General features: G+C 39.0%; 18 protein-coding genes and 2 pseudogenes. 19 read left to right on the top strand and 1 reads right to left on the bottom strand.

The window, feature by feature from the left end; all coding sequences use genetic code 11:
* Nucleotides 1–5 precede the first annotated feature (5 nt).
* The 19 genes and pseudogenes from C2M29_RS03860 (at nucleotide 6) to C2M29_RS03770 (ending at nucleotide 18,759) form a co-directional block, all read left to right on the top strand.
* The gene (locus C2M29_RS03860) at nucleotides 6–947 is read left to right on the top strand and encodes a Wzz/FepE/Etk N-terminal domain-containing protein (protein WP_105188474.1); all 942 of its coding nucleotides are present in this window, start codon (nucleotides 6–8) and stop codon (nucleotides 945–947) included.
* A 3-nt stretch (nucleotides 948–950) separates the two neighbouring features.
* Nucleotides 951–1,928 carry a sugar transferase gene (locus C2M29_RS03855; RefSeq protein ID WP_442792531.1) on the top strand — a complete coding sequence of 326 codons (978 nt, stop codon included), beginning with the start codon at nucleotides 951–953 and terminating at the stop codon, nucleotides 1,926–1,928.
* A complete protein-coding gene (locus C2M29_RS03850; protein ID WP_105188473.1) occupies nucleotides 1,928–2,662 on the top strand; it encodes a glycosyltransferase family 2 protein in 735 nt (244 codons plus the stop codon). Before C2M29_RS03855 ends, C2M29_RS03850 begins: the two co-directional genes overlap by 1 nt.
* Nucleotides 2,663–2,664: 2 nt before the next feature.
* Nucleotides 2,665–3,723, top strand: coding sequence for a dTDP-glucose 4,6-dehydratase (rfbB, locus tag C2M29_RS03845; RefSeq protein ID WP_105188472.1), 1,059 nt, complete (start codon nucleotides 2,665–2,667; stop codon nucleotides 3,721–3,723).
* Nucleotides 3,724–3,741: 18 nt separating this feature from the next.
* Entirely contained in the window at nucleotides 3,742–4,614 is an 873-nt protein-coding gene (rfbA, locus tag C2M29_RS03840; RefSeq protein WP_105188471.1) for a glucose-1-phosphate thymidylyltransferase RfbA, read from the top strand.
* The gene (locus C2M29_RS03835; protein WP_105188470.1) at nucleotides 4,615–6,051 is read left to right on the top strand and encodes a lipopolysaccharide biosynthesis protein; all 1,437 of its coding nucleotides are present in this window, start codon (nucleotides 4,615–4,617) and stop codon (nucleotides 6,049–6,051) included. It begins immediately after the preceding gene.
* Between the two features lie 6 nt (nucleotides 6,052–6,057).
* Complete coding sequence (locus tag C2M29_RS03830; protein WP_105188469.1) at nucleotides 6,058–7,170, top strand: DegT/DnrJ/EryC1/StrS family aminotransferase; 1,113 nt, start codon at nucleotides 6,058–6,060, stop codon at nucleotides 7,168–7,170.
* A gap of 227 nt (nucleotides 7,171–7,397) precedes the next feature.
* Nucleotides 7,398–8,144 (top strand): LicD family protein, encoded by a 747-nt coding sequence (locus C2M29_RS03825; RefSeq protein ID WP_105188468.1) that lies wholly within the window; start codon nucleotides 7,398–7,400, stop codon nucleotides 8,142–8,144.
* Complete coding sequence (locus C2M29_RS03820; protein WP_105188467.1) at nucleotides 8,141–9,409, top strand: ATP-grasp domain-containing protein; 1,269 nt, start codon at nucleotides 8,141–8,143, stop codon at nucleotides 9,407–9,409. The genes C2M29_RS03825 and C2M29_RS03820 overlap by 4 nt, the downstream gene beginning before the upstream one ends.
* A gap of 27 nt (nucleotides 9,410–9,436) precedes the next feature.
* Nucleotides 9,437–10,396 carry a glycosyltransferase family 2 protein gene (locus C2M29_RS03815; RefSeq protein ID WP_105188466.1) on the top strand — a complete coding sequence of 320 codons (960 nt, stop codon included), beginning with the start codon at nucleotides 9,437–9,439 and terminating at the stop codon, nucleotides 10,394–10,396.
* Nucleotides 10,386–11,561 carry an O-antigen ligase family protein gene (locus tag C2M29_RS03810; RefSeq protein ID WP_105188465.1) on the top strand — a complete coding sequence of 392 codons (1,176 nt, stop codon included), beginning with the start codon at nucleotides 10,386–10,388 and terminating at the stop codon, nucleotides 11,559–11,561. Before C2M29_RS03815 ends, C2M29_RS03810 begins: the two co-directional genes overlap by 11 nt.
* Nucleotides 11,551–12,315 carry a glycosyltransferase gene (locus tag C2M29_RS03805; RefSeq protein ID WP_105188464.1) on the top strand — a complete coding sequence of 255 codons (765 nt, stop codon included), beginning with the start codon at nucleotides 11,551–11,553 and terminating at the stop codon, nucleotides 12,313–12,315. The genes C2M29_RS03810 and C2M29_RS03805 overlap by 11 nt, the downstream gene beginning before the upstream one ends.
* 4 nt (nucleotides 12,316–12,319) lie before the next feature.
* Entirely contained in the window at nucleotides 12,320–13,576 is a 1,257-nt protein-coding gene (locus C2M29_RS03800) for a phenylacetate--CoA ligase family protein (protein ID WP_105188463.1), read from the top strand.
* 42 nt (nucleotides 13,577–13,618) lie between these two features.
* Entirely contained in the window at nucleotides 13,619–14,785 is a 1,167-nt protein-coding gene (locus tag C2M29_RS03795; RefSeq protein ID WP_105188462.1) for a nucleotide sugar dehydrogenase, read from the top strand.
* An 86-nt stretch (nucleotides 14,786–14,871) separates the two neighbouring features.
* Nucleotides 14,872–15,747, top strand: a complete 876-nt coding sequence (galU, locus tag C2M29_RS03790) for a UTP--glucose-1-phosphate uridylyltransferase GalU (protein WP_105188461.1) — start codon at nucleotides 14,872–14,874, stop codon at nucleotides 15,745–15,747.
* A gap of 166 nt (nucleotides 15,748–15,913) precedes the next feature.
* On the top strand, nucleotides 15,914–17,080 hold the full coding sequence (locus tag C2M29_RS03785) for a nucleotide sugar dehydrogenase (RefSeq protein WP_105188460.1): 1,167 nt from the start codon (nucleotides 15,914–15,916) through the stop codon (nucleotides 17,078–17,080).
* Between the two features lie 9 nt (nucleotides 17,081–17,089).
* A pseudogene (locus C2M29_RS03780) lies at nucleotides 17,090–17,420 on the top strand (SDR family NAD(P)-dependent oxidoreductase); the annotation flags it as partial.
* A 293-nt stretch (nucleotides 17,421–17,713) separates the two neighbouring features.
* On the top strand, nucleotides 17,714–18,163 hold the full coding sequence (locus tag C2M29_RS03775) for an adenylyltransferase/cytidyltransferase family protein (RefSeq protein ID WP_105188459.1): 450 nt from the start codon (nucleotides 17,714–17,716) through the stop codon (nucleotides 18,161–18,163).
* On the top strand, nucleotides 18,160–18,759 hold the full coding sequence (locus C2M29_RS03770) for an SDR family NAD(P)-dependent oxidoreductase (protein ID WP_105188458.1): 600 nt from the start codon (nucleotides 18,160–18,162) through the stop codon (nucleotides 18,757–18,759). The genes C2M29_RS03775 and C2M29_RS03770 overlap by 4 nt, the downstream gene beginning before the upstream one ends.
* Nucleotides 18,760–19,110: 351 nt before the next feature.
* On the opposite strand, the pseudogene C2M29_RS16675 reads toward C2M29_RS03770, so the two are convergent.
* Nucleotides 19,111–19,875 (bottom strand): annotated as a pseudogene (locus C2M29_RS16675) (transposase); the annotation flags it as partial.
* Nucleotides 19,876–19,883: the final 8 nt, after the last annotated feature.

Raw genomic sequence — 19,883 nt, 5'->3', positions numbered from 1 at the left:
CATTCATGAATAATCAAGTTACCCATATACAACATACTACTATTGCAGATGATGAAATCGATCTAAAAGATCTGTTTCTAGCCTTGTGGCAAGGAAAGTGGATTATCATAGGCACAACGGTTGTCGCAGCGATCATCTCAGTAGTATACGCATTAAATCTGCCAAATATTTATAAAAGTGAGGCGCTATTAGCCCCTGCTGAAGATAGTAAAAGCGGTGGTCTCTCAGCACTCGCAGGCCAGTTTGGAGGTTTAGCGTCACTCGCGGGTGTAAATCTTGGAAGCGGCAGCGCAGATAAGACCACTATTGCGTTGGAGTTGTTAAAAAGCCGCTCTTTTATCGGTGAGTTTGTTCAAGAGCATAATTTGAAGCCTGTGATTATGGCGGCAAATGGCTGGGATCGCGACAACCACCAAGTGCTTTACAATCGAGAAATCTATAATCCTGATACAAATAAGTGGTTACGAGAGGTTAAAGAGCCCAAGCAGCCAGAACCCAGTCAGTTGGAAGTGCATGATAAGTTCACTAAACAGCTCTTAAATGTTTCACAAGACAAAGAAACAGGGTTAGTGAAAGTATCTGTTAGACATTACTCCCCAGTAGTAGCCAAAGAGCTTACAGACAAGCTAATTGAGCAGCTCAACAATACAATGCGAGCCAATGACATTGCAGATGCTGAGAATAGCATTGAGTACTTAACTAGAGCCCTGCAAGAAACCTCGGTAGCTGATATGCAGAAGGTATTTTATCAACTAATCGAACAACAGCAGCAAACAAAAATGTTAGCCAGTGTTCGAGCTGAATATGCTTTAAAAACAATAGACCCTGCGGTAGTAGCCGAGCTAAAGTCTGAGCCTAAAAGAGCGCTTATTTGCATTCTTGGAGTAATGTTGGGCTTATTTCTTTCTACTCTATTTGTAATTACTCGTTTCTTAGTGAAGGATTAAGTCATGTCCGGCAATTTTGAAAATCGAATTGTAAATTCTGAGTGCGAACCAGTGACGGCTTTTATGTCAACTAGACAGGCTAAGTCCGTACAGAAAATATATATTTATTGCCCTGAAGACTACATAGAAAAAATTAGAGATTGTATTGGTAATTATGACTTCACATTAATCTTTAATGATTATTCGGTTACAGATTACTCAGATAAAGTAATTTGTCACTATGAGGCAAGTGAGCTGGAGTTGCCAGCGAAAAAATTTCTAATACAAGCAACCGAGTTTGGTGCTTGGGTTGAGCCTTTAGTTAGCTATTTGGATAGCCGTTTAGGTTATACAGAAGTGTCTTTTTTGAGAACAAGTTACTTTTTACACCAAAAAGCATTTTCTATTCTATCTAAAAAAAGAACTCAGGTAGCCAAACGAGTGGTTGACGTTGGTTCAGCTTTACTATTACTCGTTCTAACCTTTCCAGTTTTTCTACTCACGGTTATAGCTATTAAGCTGGAATCTAAGGGCCCAATCTTTTACATGCAAAAGAGAACAGGGCAGTTCAATAAAGAGTTTAAGGTTATAAAATTCCGTTCAATGAGCACGGATGCGGAAAAAGATGGTGCGCAGTGGGCGGTAAAAAATGACACGCGGGTAACCCGTGTGGGGAAGTTTATCCGCAAAACTCGTATCGACGAATTACCGCAGCTCTTTAATGTATTAAAAGGCGAAATGTCGATGGTGGGTCCACGGCCAGAGCGGGAGGTTTTTATTGAAAACCTGGAAAAGGAAATTCCATATTACCGTTTTCGCCATGCAGTAAAACCAGGTGTGACAGGGTTGGCACAAGTTTCGTATCAATACGGAGCATCGTTAGAAGATGCCGTTTGGAAACATAAATTTGATATTTACTATATTAAGCATCACAGTAGCTTACTTGATTTAAAAATATTCTTAAAAACAATCAAGGTAGTTTTATTTGGTATGGGAAGGTAATGGAAAAAGTTTCTATTGTAATGCCTTGCTATAATGCGAGTCGTTCCCTTAACCGTGCTATAGACAGCGTATTAAATCAAACTTACTCCGAATGGGAGTTGTTGATTGTTGATGACTGCTCAACTGATGATTCCATGGAATTAGCTCAGAGCCATGGTGATAAACGAATTCGCGTCTTTTCCAACGTGGAAAACTCTGGAGCGGGAGTTAGCCGCAATAAAGCAATATCTGAAGCGACAGGTAGATTTATAGCCTTTTTAGATACAGATGATTATTGGCACAAAGATAAGCTATTAACACAAGTGAACTTTATGCTAAATAATGGATATGCTTTGACATATCATGCTTATCAAAAGTTTAACGAAAAGGGGATGAAGGGGGTTTTTTCTCCACCTTCAAGTGCTTCTTATAAGCAATTATTACAAACTAATTATATCGGTTGTTTAACCGCAATGTACGATAGTCAACAGTTAGGCAAGTGCTATATGCCTACAATTCGAAAACGGCAAGATTATGCCTTATGGCTTGCTATTCTAAAGACAGGTGTCGTTGCTCGTGGGTTGCCTGAGGTGTTGGCTTATTACTCAACTGACACAGGTATGACTCAAAACAAAGCCAAAATTATTAAACATCAATGGCTCTTTTATCGCGAGCATTTAAAGCTAGGCTATCTGACCTCTTTGTCATTGCTGTTTAGTTATGCAACCCATGGATTAATTAAGTATCTTAGGTAACTATGAAAATTTTAGTAACAGGTGGGGCAGGCTTTATCGGTTCTGCAGTCGTTCGTCATATTATTGAAAGTACTAATGATGAAGTCGTTAACCTTGATAAACTGACATATGCCGGTAATTTAGAATCTGTACTAGCTGTATCATCAAGCTCGCGTTATGCGTTTGAACAAGTGGATATATGTAATGCTACTGAGGTAAATCGGGTTTTTAAATCACATCAACCTGATGCTGTGATGCATCTTGCCGCTGAGTCTCATGTTGACCGCTCTATTGATGGTCCAAGCGACTTTATACAAACCAATATTATTGGCACATTTACATTGCTTGAAGCAGCGAAAAATTATTGGGATACCTTAAGTGCGGATAAAAAAGCGGCGTTTCGTTTTCATCATATTTCTACAGATGAAGTATATGGTGACCTAGAAGGTACTAATGATTTATTTACAGAAACCACGCCTTATGCGCCAAGCTCCCCTTATTCTGCAAGTAAAGCATCAAGTGATCACCTAGTACGTGCATGGCTCAGAACCTTTGGGCTACCCACAATAATAACCAATTGTTCAAACAATTATGGTCCATACCATTTTCCTGAAAAGCTAATCCCTCACATGATTTTAAATGCATTAGAAGGGAAGCCTTTACCTGTGTATGGCAATGGCTTGCAAATTAGAGATTGGCTCTACGTTAAAGATCATGCAAAGGCTTTATATACCGTTGTCACACAAGGTGAAATTGGTGAAACATATAATATTGGCGGGCATAACGAAAAAGCCAATATAGATGTGGTGAAAACGATCTGTAGGTTATTGGAAGAGCTAGTTCCAAATAAGCCAATAGGTGTAACTAATTACGAAGACTTAATTACTTATGTTACTGATCGTCCAGGGCATGATGTTCGTTATGCCATTGATGCGAGCAAAATAGAAAAAGAGCTGGGCTGGAAACCGGAAGAAACATTTGAATCTGGCATTCGTAAAACAGTAACTTGGTATTTAGATAACCCAAACTGGTGGCAACGAGTGCTGGATGGTTCATATCGCCTAGAGCGTATTGGTGCGTAAGGAAGTATAGAGGTAGTAATGAAAGGAATAATTTTAGCAGGCGGTTCAGGAACGAGATTGTACCCAATCACCATGGGTGTATCGAAGCAGCTGTTACCCATATACGATAAGCCAATGATTTATTACCCGCTATCAGTATTGATGCTTGCGGGGATTAGAGAAATATTAATTATAACTACTCCAGAAGATAGCGACTCTTTTAGACGCTTACTAGGAGATGGCTCTCAATTCGGGGTTGAACTTGAATATGCAATTCAACCAAGCCCAGATGGTTTAGCTCAAGCCTTTATTATTGGTGAAGACTTTATTGGTAAAGACGATGTCTGTTTGGTGTTAGGCGATAACATCTTCTATGGCCAGGGTTTTTCACCCAAACTAAAACATGCTGTTGAACAAGCCAAGCAAGGTCAAGGAGCTACTGTTTTTGGCTACCAAGTGAAAGACCCTGAACGTTTTGGTGTCGTGGAGTTTAACAGTCAACTAAAAGCTATTTCTATCGAAGAAAAACCTGCACAACCCAAATCGAATTACGCGGTAACAGGTCTTTATTTCTATGATAATTCGGTTATTGAAATGGCAAAACAGGTTAAACCATCAGACCGTGGTGAGTTGGAAATTACCTGCTTAAACGAAATGTATTTACAACAAGACAAGTTAAACGTTGAAATGCTAGGACGTGGTTTTGCCTGGCTAGATACAGGCACGCATGAAAGTTTATTGGAAGCCGCACAGTTTGTAGAAACGGTAGAAAAGCGCCAAGGCTTTAAAATTGCTTGCTTAGAAGAAATAGCCTTTCATAACGGCTGGTTGACTGCTGAGCAGCTACAAGGGCAAGCCCAGCTATTACGTAAGAATAATTACGGCGAGTATTTGGCTGGACTATTAAAGTAAATGGACTTAAAGGCTAAAGCGACAAGTGGCTTAAAATGGAGTGCTATAGAACGTTTAACCACTCAAGCCATGCAACTGATTGTGATGTTGGCCTTAGCCAATATGATAGGGCCAAAAGCTTTTGGTTTAGTGGGCATGCTTGCTGTTTTTATTGCCCTCTCACAAGTTTTTGTTGATGCCGGCTTTAGTGCGGCATTGATTCGCAAAGTTGATTGCACAGAAGCTGACTTTGCCACTGCATTTTATTTTAATGTATTGGTTGCTGTTACTTGTTACGTTTTTTTGTATCTAACAGCCCCTTTAATTGCAGGTTTTTATCAGCTTGAGGAACTGACTGGGTTACTACGCGTATTAGGCTTAAATGTTGTTTTTGGTGCTTTTTCGGTTGTGCAGCGTGCGAAATTAACCATAAAAATGGACTTCAAAACACAGGCGAAAGCATCTCTGCTAAGTGTGCTTTTAAGTAGTTCAGCGGCTATTACCATGGCATATAATGGTTTTGGTGTATGGGCTTTGATTGCGCAAATGCTGATTATGAGCGCTTGTAATAGCCTTTTTTTGATGTTTTTACATCCCTGGTGGCCAAATGAAAGTTTTTCAAAAAAATCGTTTAATTATATGTTTGGTTTTGGTTCTAAGCTTTTACTTTCGGGGGTAATTGATAGCCTTTATAAAAATATTTACCAGCTGATTATTGGTAAGGTTTTTAGTGCAAAAGATGTAGGTTATTTTACTCAAGCGAATCAAATCACTATGGTCCCAGCAGCAACGCTCACAACTGTTATTCAGCGTGTTACTTACCCACTGTTAAGTCATATTCAACACGATACTAAGCGATTGGATCAAGCCTATTTACTGACACTACGTTTAGCCGCGCTTGTTATTTTCCCGCTTATTGTGGGGATAGGAGCTATTGCAACTCCCTTTATTCATCTAGTGTTAGGAGAGCAATGGGTAGACTCTATTCCATTTGTTATGCTGCTTTGTACTGGCTTTATGCTAATGCCTATTCATGCAATTAATTTAAATATTTTGCAGGTGAAAGGGCGCTCTGATTTATTCTTGAAGCTTGAAATCATTAAAAAAAGTGTCACTACAGTGATGTTGATTATCGCGGTTCCCTTGGGTGTTAAAGCTATCTGTATAGGTATAGTTGTTCAGTCCTATATCGCATTGTTAATTAATACATACTACACCGGAAAATTAACGACTCTATCGCCAATAAAACAATTGATAAACATCTTTCCTATATGGTGCTTTGCATTACTTTCAAATGCTCTTGCTTATTGGTCTATAAACAAAATAACACAAAGTTATTCACAGCAGTTGCTGGGTACTATTATTGTCGCTATTTCATTGTATTTCTTTATGCTCGTATTGTTTGAGCGAGATCTTATAAAACAGTTTACCCGGCTTCTTAAGCCGATCAAGGCATAACAAGTTATGAATAAAATTACCGTAACATCACCGCTCTTACCTCCTTTGGAAGAGCTGACCCCCTTACTGAAAGATATTTGGGACAGCAAATGGTTAACTAACAGTGGTCAGTATCATCAAAAGTTAGAGCAAGCCCTGTGTGACTATTTGGATGTGCCATATATTAGCTTGTTCTCTAATGGCACCTTGGCATTGATCACGGCCCTACAAGCTTTGGATTTAGAAGGTGAGGTAATAACCACACCCTATACTTTTATTGCAACCAGCCATGCGCTTATCTGGAATAAACTAACACCTGTTTTTGTCGATGTTGATCCTAAAACTTTTAACCTTGATCCTGAAAAAGTAGAACAGGCCATTACTGATAAAACCAGTGCTATCTTACCTGTCCATGTTTATGGTAATCCATGCGATCATCAGGCGCTTGAAAAAATTGCCGATAAGCATGACTTAAAAATTGTTTATGATGCGGCACATGCCTTCGGGGTTAAAGAAAATAATATTTCCATTTTAAATTATGGTGATGTGGCAATATTGAGCTTTCACGCAACGAAAACCTACTCAACCATCGAAGGCGGTGCTGTTGTTTGTCATAGCTTAGAGATGAAAGAAAAGCTCGATCAATTGAAAAACTTTGGATTCGAATCTGAAACAGCTATTTCTCAATGCGGTATGAATGCCAAGTTAAATGAGGTACAGGCAGCGTTTGGTCTTGTTACCTTGAACCATATCGATCAAGCCATTTTGAAACGCAAAGAAGTATCTGACTATTATCACAAACATTTGGGGTCGGTGAAAGGCCTTAAATTGTTCACACCAGCTGATAATGTACAGCCAAATTATTCGTATTTTCCAATATTAGTAGATGAATCTGAGTTTGGTTGTTCTCGTGATGAGCTTTTTGAATATTTAAAAGGTAATAATATTTTGGCAAGGAAATACTTTTACCCATTAATCACTGATTTTGATGCTTATAAAAACAACAATGAAATCTTCAATTCTGCTAAACAGATTTCTGACAGCGTTATTTGTTTACCTATTCACACCTGTTTAGCTAAAGAGGAAGTAGAGAAAGTTGTTGAGGTTGTAAAATTAGCGTGTGGTTATGGAAGTATGTAGGGATACGTTTAACAAGCATAATATAGATTTTTTCGCTATTGCTGGTGATTGAGAAGGATGATTTGAAAAAATTTTTGAAGTAGTCTATTCACCTAAAATGGAGTCTATCTTCGAAGCTGAGAGTGAATCTCTTTTTTATGACTTGAAAAATTTGATTTAGATGGGATTTAAAGATATTTATCAAGAATAAGATAGGTACAAAAGAAAGTAAATTACGGTGATTAAGAGTGGCTATTAAATTAACAAAAGAAGAGACAAGAAAAAAGCTATTGGATATGGCTGTTTTAATAACTGATTTGTTGGATGAGAATGACATTCCATATATTCTTGTTTATGGCACATTGCTTGGTGCTGTTCGACACAAAGGTTTTATTCCATGGGATGATGACTTTGATATCGCCATTCCTGCAAGGTATCAATATAAGTTAAATAAAATATTTACTTCATTATCTGGTTGCAATTTCTATTCGCAAAAAAATCATAACTATTATGATTGGGTTATGAGGGTTTCTGATCAAAAAACAAAGGTTGATGCTAAGGAAACTGAATGGGAGTTGTATAACCATACTATGATTAATAATGACTTGGGGTTGTGTATTGATATATACCCTTTTTATATTAGACCACAGAACAGGTTGGCTAGGCTTTTGCATTCTTTTTTCACCAAGTCTTCCGCTTACCTTCATAAGCTTTCTTTTGTTTTGAAATCTAAATTTATAAAAAGTATAGCGTGTAATTTAGAGAGATTGAGAGCTGTGAATTTTCAAGGAAGTTACTACACAAATGCCGGGGAAATATACTATGGGAAGCAACTTTTTGATGATTTAAAGACGTGTAACTTCGACGGTTTTAATTTTAAAATCCCAAATAATCCGGAAGATTTTTTGGTTAAAAGATATGGTGATTGGGAAAAAATCCCGACTAAAGAAGAAATACAGCAAGCGGTTCACTATGAGGATGTTTATTGGCGATGATGAAAGTTTTAGTTGTTCCATGTGGTACAGAAATAGCGCATGAAATTGTACGTTCATTGTATGGTGTCAAAGGTGTCGAGGTCTTCGGGGCTAACAGCGTAAACTGCTACACTGAAATTTCAAACGCAAATGTATTTGTGGGCATTCCTTTTATACATGAAGCTGATTTTGTTGATTCTTTAAATGCGCTTATAGGAAAACATGGAATTACTCACGTGTTTCCTGCGCACGACTCTGCCGCACTTAAGTTAACTGAGTACGCAAAGCAATTAGAGGCAAAGGTAGTCTCCTCAAGCTTTGAGACAAACGATATTTGCCGCTCAAAGAAAAAAACCTATGCTTGTCTAGAAGACGTGGTGCGCGTTCCTACTCTATTTAATCACTGGGACGAAAATTTAACGTTTCCTCTTTTTGCTAAGCCCGATGTCGGCCAAGGGAGCGTTGGAACCAAGCGAATTGACAGCCGTGCAGATTTAGAAGCCTTAAATGACAACGATTTACTTTGTGAGCTTTTGCCTGGCTCAGAATATACAGTGGATTGTGTAAGTGATGCTGGTGGCGAGCTATTGTATGCAGGGCCTCGCCGTCGCTGCTCAATGCGAAATGGCATCGCCGTTGAAACTGAACTAGTAACTAACGACGATCGCTTTTACGATATTGCATTAAAGATTTCTCAGCGCTTAGAGCTCCGTGGAGCCTGGTTTTTTCAGGTTAAAGAAGATGAAAATGGCGAGTTGTGTCTGTTAGAGGTTGCCACGCGTATTGCTGGCTCTATGATTACGAATCGTTTCAATGGCATTAATTTTACAGAGTTGTCATTGTTAGTGGCTGAAGGTGTATCGGTAAAGGCACTGCCTAATAACCAGAAGGTAAAGTTGTACCGAAATCTATCTTACCAATTTCACAGTGATCTGAATTTTACTCACCTTTATACAGATTTTGATGACTGCTTGATCGTGAATGATAAAGTCAATACATCACTGCTTAAGTTAATTTATGAATGCATAAATAACGGGGGCAAAGTGAGTTTGATTACTCGTCATGAGCGCGATATAGAGCAAACACTGTGTGAATATCGCTTATCCGGTATTTTTGATGAAATAATTCACATACAAGATAAGAGCCCAAAGTCAGATTACATTGACGCCTCTGGGGCTATTTTTATTGATGATGCTTTCAGTGAGCGGGCTGATGTCAGAAGTAAGCTAGGTATTCCAACGTTTTCAGTAGATATGGTCGAATGTCTCCTGAGAGTGAAATCTTAGCCCACGTAGACACATAGATAAAATAATATGACTAATGAATATTCACCTTTGGTTTCAGTGTGTGTAGTTACATATAACCAAGAAATGTATATAGCTCAAACAATAGAGAGCATCTTGTCTCAGGAGTTTGAAGGGCGACTAGAAATTATTATAGGTGAAGATTGTAGCCCTGATAGCACGGCGAAAATAGTTGAGGAGTATCAACGTCAGCACCCCAATGTGGTAAAAATTGTCACTTCACAGAATAATGTGGGAGCGCAAGCTAATTTCACTCGAGTATTAAAGGCTGCGCAAGGTGAGTTTATTGCTATATGTGATGGTGATGACTATTGGGTAGATACTTGTAAGATTCAGAAACAATTAACTGCCCTTAAAGGTAGTGACTATGAGTTGTGTTTCACAACTGCACATAGAGTATCTGATGAGAAGAAGATAGGTGATATCGCTGATTATGGTGACTCTCAAAAAATATTTAGTTATGAAGATGTGATCAAAAGTGGTGGTGGTTTTATGCCCACCGCTACCATCATGGTTAAGAAAAGAGTCATCGATTGTCTACCTGATTGGTTTGAACAGGCACCTGTTGGTGATTATTATTTACAAATTCTTGGCTCGAAAAATGGGGCTATATATTTACCAGAAGTTACTGCTAGTTATCGAGTTCAGGCGGTTGGATCTTGGAGTAGTCATAGGAAAAAGAAAAATCTAAATGATTTACTTGTTGAAGTTGAAAGACATAATTTTTCATTGAATGCGATTGAAATGGATAGCAGGTTTAGAAAGTATGCATTAGCTAATGAGTATCTTCAGATATCAATCTCTATGCTTTTAAATGACTATTACAATGAATTTAGTGAGTTAATATCTAAATCTTGGAAACTGAAGAAAAACATAAGTAAAGTTCAGTTTGTTTTTTATAATCTGAGATGGTCAAAAATAATTTGCTTAATGATTTTGATTTATATAAGAAGAAAAAATGGTTATTAATATTAATGGAAAAACATCTAGTTTTTTGATTGTCGTCCTTTTTATGTCAATGCTTTCCAATGGTATTTATTATGATGTTGGTTTTTCTGTTACATTAGCATATTTTGTTTTGCCAATAGTTATTTTTTTTATTTTTTTAAATGGAATGAGATTGAGTAAGTTTTTATTTTTATCTTTTGTTTTTGTGTTTTTCGTTTATTTTTGCTTTTTCTTATCATCATTTTATAGTTACAATTTCGATTCTTCATTTAGGTTTTTTTTTGGTGCTCTGGCGTTTCTTTTTTTCTTTTTTTCTTTTTCATCTTATCTTGTTAGTGCAAATAAAGATATTTACTTATTGCTAGGGGTTTCTTTAAAGGTATACTTAGTTTTGACGCTTTTATACTATCTGGCTGGTTTGATGGTTTTTTCCCCACTGCAGGAGCATCAATATTTTTACGGCCTATTTGTTGAGAAATCATTGCCTAGGTTGGTAGGATTAACTATAGATCCAAATTTTGCATCGTTAACATTTATCGTATGTTTCTACTATTTCCACTTTTCAAAAGTATCCTACCGGAAAGTTTTTTCGATTCTATCAATAATTCTTCTTTTGGCGACGTTATCTCGTTCAGGGTTGTTGTCGCTTTTTTTATCTTTCTTTTTTGTTTCTTTTTTTGTTATTAAACCTATTCAGGTTTTTCGTATTTTCTTATCTTTCATTTTGTTTTCAATGTTCGTTTATGTTTCCTTAGAACTTTTTTTTGCTGTAGATGTTTCTAACTTAATTGAAAAGCGGGTGGAGGGAGCCTCTAGTGGGGCTGGTAGATTTGAATTGATAGCGAATGCTTATACTTTGTTTTTAGAAAAGCCAATTTTAGGTCATGGGATATTTAACTTCAGAGACTTAAATATGCAGTACTTTTCTAGTCATAAGTATGCTCATAATACTTATATGGAGTTGTTGGTGGAAGTTGGGGTTGTGGGGTTGGCTTTCTTTTTGAGTCTTTTACTTTTCATGACTATTATGGCTTTTAAATTGAGAAAGGTATATCCATTCTTGATTTTTTCCGTTGTCTCGCTTGGTCTTATGGCCGGGACTTTGTCTCTTTATATAAACTCCATATTTCTTTTTTTTCTAGTTGTTACTTTCTCACTTTATATAAGGGGTAGGAATGAATGTTGAAGTCCTAATCTCAACTTTGAATAATGGGTTGGAGAATATCAAGATAAGTGAAAGTCGCTTCTCCTACTTAATAATTCATCAGGTAACGGACCATAAGTTTGATGAGTACAAATCTTACTTCATGGCGAATTTGTCTGCGGCGAACGTACGTTACATACAAATGAAAGAGCCGGGACTTAGCAAAAGTAGGAACTTTGCTATAAAGCACTCTATCGGGGATATTTTATGGATTATGGATGATGATGTGCATATCTTACCTACAGCTTATGAAGCTATTTGCACGGCATTTGAATCATGTAATTCAGATTTATTAGTTTTTTCACATAAAAAAATAGATAGAACTAAGTTTGAACGCACGTTAGTTAAAGATATAACAAGGCTTTCTGCGGCGGGGGTTTCATCAATCGATATGTGCTTGAAAGCAGAAACGGTAAAGAATAAGGTGCTTTTTGATGAAAATTTTGGTTTAGGAACAAAACTTCCTTCCGGTGAAGAATTTATTTTCACGTCAGACTTGCTCAAGGAAAAAAGTAAAGTAAATAAAGTAAAGGTTTGCTTGTCACATCACCCTGATATCGCATCAGGGGATGATTTCTTCTCGACACCCGAAAAGATACGAGCAAAGCGAAAAATTATGCGTAGAGTTTATGGTCATGTTGGAGAATTAATGTTTATTGCCTTTGTAATTAAGAAAGCTCCCGCTTTAATTAGAAGTAAAGCATTTTTGAAATTCCTAAAATTTTCTTACACGTAAAAATATGTTTTATTATTTATTATACATTTTGGGTTCTAGATTTCGTAACCCAAGTTTAAATAAAGTTTATCGCGAGCTTAAAGAGACGGAGTTTGCTGATAGTGATACCCTGAAAAAAATTCAGGAAGATAAGCTGAGATGTTTGCTTTGCTTTTGCTATCGGTATTCACCTTACTATAGAAAAAAGTTCAATGAAATTAGTTTTAATCCAGAAAGTGACGTGTATGACAAAGGTATTTTGAGTCAGATTCCACTACTGAGTAAGGGGGATTTAATAAAATTCAACTCTGATATTCATGCTAATTATACATTCAAGAAAACCTTTTTCTCTGAAACATCTGGCTCAACAGGTGAAGCGTTAACTTTCCACAAAGATGAATTGTGGGACTCATACAATAGGGCTTCTATAAACCGGGGATTATCTTGGTTTGGTGTTAAACCTTGGAATAAGAACGGCTACTTTTGGGGGTTCAGTAATCAGGGATTAAGAGCTCTAAAAGTGAAGGTAATGGATCTACTGGTGAATAGGTTTCGTTTATTTTCGTACACAAATGATGAAATAGAAAATTTTTTACATAAGTCTAAATCTGCTTGTTACCTTGAGGGTTATAGTTCCATGATCTACGAGGTAGCAAAAAAAGCAAATCAGCTTGGAATAAAGCTAGATAATATTAAGCTTGTGAAAGGGACATCAGAGAAAATTTACGACCATTACCACGAAGAAACAAAAAAAGCTTTTGGTCAAAAAATTATAAGTGAGTATGGTTCTGCTGAGTCTGGCATAATTGCATTTGAATGCCCACATGGCCAAATGCATTTGAATGAAGAAACATGTATTGTAGAAGAAATAGAAGGCCGAGCTGTTATAACAAATTTGGTTGCTTATTCTTTTCCAACTATCCGTTATGATTTAGGCGATTATATTAAAATATCTGATAAGCCATGTGCTTGTGGTAGAGCCCATCGAGTACTTGAAGAAGTAGCGGGGCGAGTTGGTAAAAATATTGTAGGTAAAAATGGAGAGTTATTTCCTTCTCTAACTTTATACTATGTTTTTAAAAATATGGCGTTAGGGCATGGTTTAAAGCTTTCTTATAGATGTGTGCAAAAAAAAGAAGGTTTGTTAGAGGTGTCTATTGAAGCGCTGGAAGACTCATCACTAATTAAGGCGTTAATCAAGAGTTTGAAAACTATTTTGAACAGGCTATCCAATGTCAATATTATTTTGTTGATTCAGTACGAATCAAAGGAAAAAAATTGAAAGACTTTGAAAGTGAGCTCTAAGCGAAAGAATGAACTGAGTATGAAAATAACAGTTGTTGGGACGGGCTATGTTGGCCTGTCAAACTCAGTATTATTAGCGCAGCACAATGAAGTGGTAGCGTTAGACATAATAGAAGAAAAAGTATCACTTATTAATGATAAACAATCGCCTATTTCAGACGCAGAAGTTGAGCATTTTTTAGCAAATGAATCTTTGAATTTACGTGCTACAACTTCAAAAGAGGAAGCGTATAAAAATGCTGATTTTGTCGTTATCGCAACACCGACAGACTATGATTCAGAAACAAACTTTTTCGATACTTCTTCTGTTGAATGCGTAATTCAAGATGTTTTAAAGTATAATCCCACCGCAGTAATGGTGATTAAGTCTACAGTACCTGTTGGTTTCACTGAGATGGTAAAAAAGCAATTCTGTACCGAAAATGTTATTTTCTCTCCTGAATTTCTAAGAGAGGGTAGAGCGCTTTACGACAATCTTCACCCATCGCGGATTATAGCAGGTGAGCGCTCAGCGAGAGCGCGGCAGTTCGCTGGTTTGTTAGCGCAAGGCGCCATTAAGGAAGATATACCGGTACTTTTTACCGACTCCACTGAAGCCGAGGCTATTAAGCTTTTTTCTAATACTTACCTTGCTATGCGCGTCGCCTATTTTAATGAGCTGGATAGTTATGCTGAGTCTCATAACTTAGATACTAAGCAAATTATAGAAGGTGTAGGCTTAGACCCACGTATTGGAAAGCACTACAATAATCCATCTTTTGGTTACGGTGGTTACTGTTTGCCTAAAGACACTAAACAATTGTTGGCAAATTACCAAGATGTGCCCAATAACATTATCTCAGCAATCGTTGATGCCAATCGAACTCGTAAGGACTTTATTGCCGATGCAATTTTAGCAAAAAAGCCTGAAGTGGTGGGAATCTATCGCTTAATTATGAAATCTGGTTCAGATAACTTTAGAGCTTCAGCGATCCAAGGTGTTATGAAGCGCCTCAAGGCAAAGGGCATTCGTGTTGTCATCTATGAACCTACCTTCGAGGGTGATAGCTTTTTTAATTCCGAGGTGTACTCCGATGAAGCTAAGTTTAAAGCCGAAGTCGATGTAATTGTCGCCAATCGTATGTTTGACTCTCTTACAGACGTAAAAGATAAGGTTTATACCCGAGATATTTTTGGTACAGACTAGATTAAACAAGTGCATTGTATTTATTATTAGTCATCTCAATGGCCAGCGTATGCTGGCCATTCAACTTTTAGCTTCAAGGATTGACCATGAAAGCAGTAATTCCAGTAGCAGGGCTTGGTACTCGTATGTTGCCGGCAACTAAAGCCATTCCTAAAGAAATGCTCCCTTTGGTAGATAAGCCCCTTATTCAATATATCGTTAATGAATGCGTTCGAGCTGGCATTAAAGAGATAGTGCTAGTAACGCATTCCTCAAAAAATGCCATTGAAAACCATTTCGATACCAGTTTTGAATTAGAGGCAACGTTAGAAAAGCGGGTTAAGCGTCAGTTGCTTGATGAGGTGCGTTCCATTTGCCCGGAAGATGTAACCGTGATGCATGTGCGCCAAGGCGAAGCAAAAGGATTGGGTCATGCCATTATGTGTGCCAGACCAATCGTTGGGGACAACCCCTTCGTGGTGATTTTACCGGATGTAATCCTCGATGAATTCAGCGCCGATCAAAGCAGTGAAAACCTAGCCGCGATGATCAAGCGCTTTAAAGAGACTCAAATCAGTCAAATTATGCTTGAAGCGGTAGCTAAGCAGGATGTGAGTAAGTACGGTATTGCTGATATTAATGGCGCGCAAATTGAACCAGGCGAAAGCTCTGTTATCAAACACATGGTGGAAAAACCCAAGGTGGAAGATGCGCCTTCAAACCTGGCCGTGGTAGGCCGCTATGTGCTTTCTCATAATATCTGGCCTTTACTGAAAAGAACGCCCATAGGTGCGGGTGGAGAGATTCAACTCACCGACGCCATCGATATGCTGATTGAGCAAGAGCCTGTAGAGGCGTTTCGTATGAGCGGCGAGTCACACGATTGTGGCGATAAGCTGGGCTATCTCAAGGCGTTTGTGCGTTATGCCCAACAACACCCGGAATTGGGTGAGGCGTTTACGGCGCATCTAAAAAGCCTTTAAGGTATGGGCTGTAGGTACGACTTACATCCTGTTCTGGCGCTTTTTGCCGCGCTGGGTGTTTTTGTTTAGTTTTAAGCCAGAATACACAAGTCTCTTGTTTTTAAAGTAAACAAGGTTGCTGTCAGTTCCTCTTGTTGACAGCCCTTGAGAAGGATTTATAGGTTTTATGAAAATTACTATTGTTGGTACCGGCTACGTCGGTCTGTCTAATGCGGTGCTTTTAGCGCAGCACAACGAAGTGGTAGCTCTGGATATAGACAGTAACAAGGTTGCTTTACTGAATAATCAAGAATCGCCCATAGTCGACACTGAAATCAGTCATTTCTTGCAAAAAAAACCGCTTAACCTGGTCGCCACAACGGATAAAGAAATGGCGCTGCAGGGAGCTGAGTATGTGGTGATAGCAACCCCCACCGACTATGACCCAGAGACCAATTACTTTAACACTCAAACCGTGGAAAAGGTGATTGAGGATGTGCTACATATCAACCCAGCGGCGCTGATTGTTATCAAATCAACTGTGCCCGTGGGTTACACCAAAAGCATCAAGGAAAGGTTTGGCGTTGATAATATCCTCTTCTCGCCTGAGTTTCTGCGTGAGGGCAAGGCGCTTCACGATAACCTATATCCATCGCGTATTATTGTTGGTGAGCAAAGTGAGCGCGCAGCTAAGTTTGCGGCCTTGTTACAGCAAGGTGCTGAAAAACCCGATGTGGATGTGTTGTTGACTAATTCCACCGAAGCCGAAGCCATTAAGCTGTTCTCCAACACTTACCTTGCTATGCGTGTGGCCTATTTTAATGAGCTGGACAGCTATGCCGAGTCGCACGGTTTGGATGCCCGTCAGGTAATTGAAGGGGTGGGTTTAGACCCGCGTATCGGCAGTCATTACAATAACCCTTCATTTGGTTACGGTGGTTACTGCCTGCCAAAAGATACCAAGCAGTTGTTGGCCAACTATAAGGATGTGCCTAACAATATGATCCGCGCCATAGTTGATGCCAACACTACCCGTAAGGATTTTATTGCCGACTCAATCATTAAGCGTGCACCTAAGGTTGTAGGTGTGTATCGCCTAGTGATGAAGGCCGGCTCGGATAATTTTAGGGCGTCGGCGATTCAGGGCGTAATGAAGCGTATTAAGGCCAAGGGTATCGAAGTGCTAATATATGAGCCTACGCTCGAGTCGGATACCTTTTTCCATTCTAAGGTCACTACCTCGCTTGAGGAACTCAAACAGTGCTCTGATGTCATAATCTCCAATCGTATGACAGATGAATTGAGCGATGTCGCGGACAGGGTGTATACTCGCGACTTGTTTGGCAGCGACTAAAGGTTTTCTATGAAATATTTAGTAACGGGCGCTGCGGGTTTTATCGGTGCCGCAGTAAGTGGCAAGCTATTGGCACAGGGCCATGAGGTTGTTGGTTTAGATAACCTCAATGATTATTATGATGTGGCTCTAAAAACGGCGCGCCTTGAGAACATAAAGCACGAACGTTTACCTTTATTGAGTTGGATCTTGCTCAGCAGCAGGCGCTGGCGCAACTATTCGAGCAGGAAAAGTTTGACCGCGTTATTCATCTGGCGGAGCAAGTGGGCGTCCGATATTCCATAGAGAACTTAATGCTTACGCCGCAAGTAACCGGGTTGGGCACTTCAATATTTTGAAAGTTCCTCGCCTTGATAATTATAGTCGTTGAAATTTCAAATGGGCAAATTCGATTCTTTACCAGCTTGATATTTGCCATCGTTAGCTTTATTCGCGGTGGGCGAGTCAAACTGTTTGGTGTATTATCCGTGCTTTACACCCTGCCAAAGTAATGGCGCCGTGTGGCTTAGTAACTTTCACTAAACGTTAGTTTCCAGCTGTGATAATCGGTTCTTGCTTTTTGTCCTTGGGTACAGAGTACTTCGATCTTTTGATGGCAGCATGCAGGGCTGTGTAATATAAAAGGATATTGTAATGAGTAATACAGTAGTTTATGTATCAGGAACATTTGATTTGTTCCATAGTAACCATTTAAAAATGATTGAATACGGTCTAGGCTTAGGTGACACTCTGATCGTTGGTGTGAGTACCGATGAACTAGTGTGCTCATACAAAAACCCGCCAGCAGTTCCGTTTGAGGAGCGCATTGCTATTATTGAAGGTTTGCGTGCACCTGATGTTGTAATTCCCCAACATACACTTGACCATAAAGAAACCGTTAAAAACTTAAACATTGATGTGTTCGTTATCGGTGATGATTGGAAAGGTAAGTATGATTATTTAAAAGATCAAGGTGTAAAGGTTTTCTATTTCCCTTATGGTAAAGGTGTTAGCTCAACAAACCTTAAGAAGAAAATTTACAACCAGTATAAGAAGTTGATTAAGCCAAGCGACGATCACCCTATCCCAGAGCCCAAGTCATGAATATTTTAATCACAGGGGGCGGTGGTGACTTAGCTAAATATGTAGCGGTGAAGCTGCGTGAGCTAGGGCATTTGGTGGATGCGCCAACGCGTCAAGAACTTGATGTTGCCTCAATCCAGCAAGTCAATACTTTCTTTACAGGCAAACGATATGATGCGGTGATCAACAACGCTGGGACCTTGTACTCAAGTGTGGTTGCTGAATCGGATCCTATTTTGTGGATTCGTGATATTGAAGCCAACCTCATTGGCACTTATTTGGTGAGTCGTGAAGCTGTGCGCGCTAACAAAGACGTTCACTTGGTCAATGTGGCGTCTACAGCGGCATTTAATAGTTACAAAGACTGGACCTCGTATTGTGCAGCAAAGGCTGGCGTGGTGACGCTTTCAAGGGGCATGCACAAAGACGGTTATTCCGTAACTGTAATGTGCCCTGGAGCCATTGAGACCAAAATTCGTAATGGCTTACTCATTCAAAACCCAAATATTATGAGTGTAGAAGAGGGGGCAGTGCCTATCTTGAAAGCGGTGCAAGAGAAGCAGGTCGACACTTTGGTGTTTTATCGAAAGAACGAACATCGTATAGAGGCTCTTTAAAAGCAGATCTTGCAGATAGTGCACAACGTTAAAATTTCTACGTTGCCGTTTGCTATATATTCAATCCACATGCATTCTGTTCTTGATATGAGATGTGCAGCATAGTTATTCTATGTTATGTGGCAAGTAACAAAGAGCGGGATGCGTGTAGATTGCTCTTAAGTGGAGTTAACACGGTTGTTCAAATTTTCTTTATACCGACTCGGTTTACTACAAATAGCTATAACCCATTGAAAAAACGAAATGGTCGGCAGGTTTTAGCTATGCAGCTTGTTCAAGTGTGCTTTTTAGCGAAGAATGAACTGGTTGAAAACTCTAATTACGGATGCAACTAATTAGGGGGGGTTACACTATCATCTCAGATAAAAATCGAGCGACCTGTCTGCCACCAATTGACACACACACGAGTTGCCCGATCATTTCTCGTGAATAATCACCAACCACATTAAGCGTTCTTAAGCGTCGACCATTGGCTAGCTGATCTGAAACAAAAAATCTATAGAATAGCGTTGATTCGGCTTTGATGGTACTTCCAAAGGTAGTCTTGGCCGCTGTATTTTCTTTCGCTTTTTGGTGCGAACTTGAAGTCCTTCTTCAGTATAAATTCGATATGTCTGCTTTTTATTCCTCATTAAGCCTTTTGCTTTTAACAGGCCGTGAAGCATCAAATAACCATAACAAGGGTATTCAGTAGCTAAGCGCTTTAGTTGCTCTCTTAGTGTGTTATCAGCCATCGCTCTTGGGCTATATCGAAATGCGGTTCGGCTAACCCCTGATAGTTGGCATGCTGCTCGTTCACTGAGGTTAAATAGCTCGATGAGGTGGCGAGCGATCCGTTTCTTATCCGAAGGCTTCACCACTTTTTTGAGAGCACATCCTTCATAGCTTCAACTTCAAGCATCTTCTCAGCCCACAAGCGTTTGAGCTTATTGTTCTCTGATTCAAGCTATTTTAAGCGCTTCGCTTCATTTACTTCCAGGCCCTCATATTTACTGCGCAAGTTATAAAAAGTGCCTGCCGATATATCCATCTCTCGGCAAATATCATCAACTTTAGCGCCAGCTTCACGATGTTTGATTGCTCGATAATTTGTTCTTCTGCGTAACGTTTTTTCATTTTGAGAT

The sequence above is a fragment of the Pseudoalteromonas sp. T1lg48 genome (assembly GCF_002964785.1).
GTDB lineage: Bacteria > Pseudomonadota > Gammaproteobacteria > Enterobacterales > Alteromonadaceae > Pseudoalteromonas.
This window is presented reverse-complemented; position numbering and strand designations above follow the sequence as displayed.

What these genes read in the sequence shown, in the direction of transcription:
- C2M29_RS03860 (WP_105188474.1), top strand. Translation starts at nt 6, where the DNA reads ATGAATAATCAAGTTACCCATATACAACATACTACTATTGCAGATGAT.
- C2M29_RS03855 (WP_442792531.1), top strand. Translation starts at nt 951, where the DNA reads ATGTCCGGCAATTTTGAAAATCGAATTGTAAATTCTGAGTGCGAACCA.
- C2M29_RS03850 (WP_105188473.1), top strand. Translation starts at nt 1,928, where the DNA reads ATGGAAAAAGTTTCTATTGTAATGCCTTGCTATAATGCGAGTCGTTCC.
- rfbB (WP_105188472.1), top strand. Translation starts at nt 2,665, where the DNA reads ATGAAAATTTTAGTAACAGGTGGGGCAGGCTTTATCGGTTCTGCAGTC.
- rfbA (WP_105188471.1), top strand. Translation starts at nt 3,742, where the DNA reads ATGAAAGGAATAATTTTAGCAGGCGGTTCAGGAACGAGATTGTACCCA.
- C2M29_RS03835 (WP_105188470.1), top strand. Translation starts at nt 4,615, where the DNA reads ATGGACTTAAAGGCTAAAGCGACAAGTGGCTTAAAATGGAGTGCTATA.
- C2M29_RS03830 (WP_105188469.1), top strand. Translation starts at nt 6,058, where the DNA reads ATGAATAAAATTACCGTAACATCACCGCTCTTACCTCCTTTGGAAGAG.
- C2M29_RS03820 (WP_105188467.1), top strand. Translation starts at nt 8,141, where the DNA reads ATGATGAAAGTTTTAGTTGTTCCATGTGGTACAGAAATAGCGCATGAA.
- C2M29_RS03815 (WP_105188466.1), top strand. Translation starts at nt 9,437, where the DNA reads ATGACTAATGAATATTCACCTTTGGTTTCAGTGTGTGTAGTTACATAT.
- C2M29_RS03810 (WP_105188465.1), top strand. Translation starts at nt 10,386, where the DNA reads ATGGTTATTAATATTAATGGAAAAACATCTAGTTTTTTGATTGTCGTC.
- C2M29_RS03805 (WP_105188464.1), top strand. Translation starts at nt 11,551, where the DNA reads ATGAATGTTGAAGTCCTAATCTCAACTTTGAATAATGGGTTGGAGAAT.
- C2M29_RS03800 (WP_105188463.1), top strand. Translation starts at nt 12,320, where the DNA reads ATGTTTTATTATTTATTATACATTTTGGGTTCTAGATTTCGTAACCCA.
- C2M29_RS03795 (WP_105188462.1), top strand. Translation starts at nt 13,619, where the DNA reads ATGAAAATAACAGTTGTTGGGACGGGCTATGTTGGCCTGTCAAACTCA.
- galU (WP_105188461.1), top strand. Translation starts at nt 14,872, where the DNA reads ATGAAAGCAGTAATTCCAGTAGCAGGGCTTGGTACTCGTATGTTGCCG.
- C2M29_RS03785 (WP_105188460.1), top strand. Translation starts at nt 15,914, where the DNA reads ATGAAAATTACTATTGTTGGTACCGGCTACGTCGGTCTGTCTAATGCG.
- C2M29_RS03775 (WP_105188459.1), top strand. Translation starts at nt 17,714, where the DNA reads ATGAGTAATACAGTAGTTTATGTATCAGGAACATTTGATTTGTTCCAT.
- C2M29_RS03770 (WP_105188458.1), top strand. Translation starts at nt 18,160, where the DNA reads ATGAATATTTTAATCACAGGGGGCGGTGGTGACTTAGCTAAATATGTA.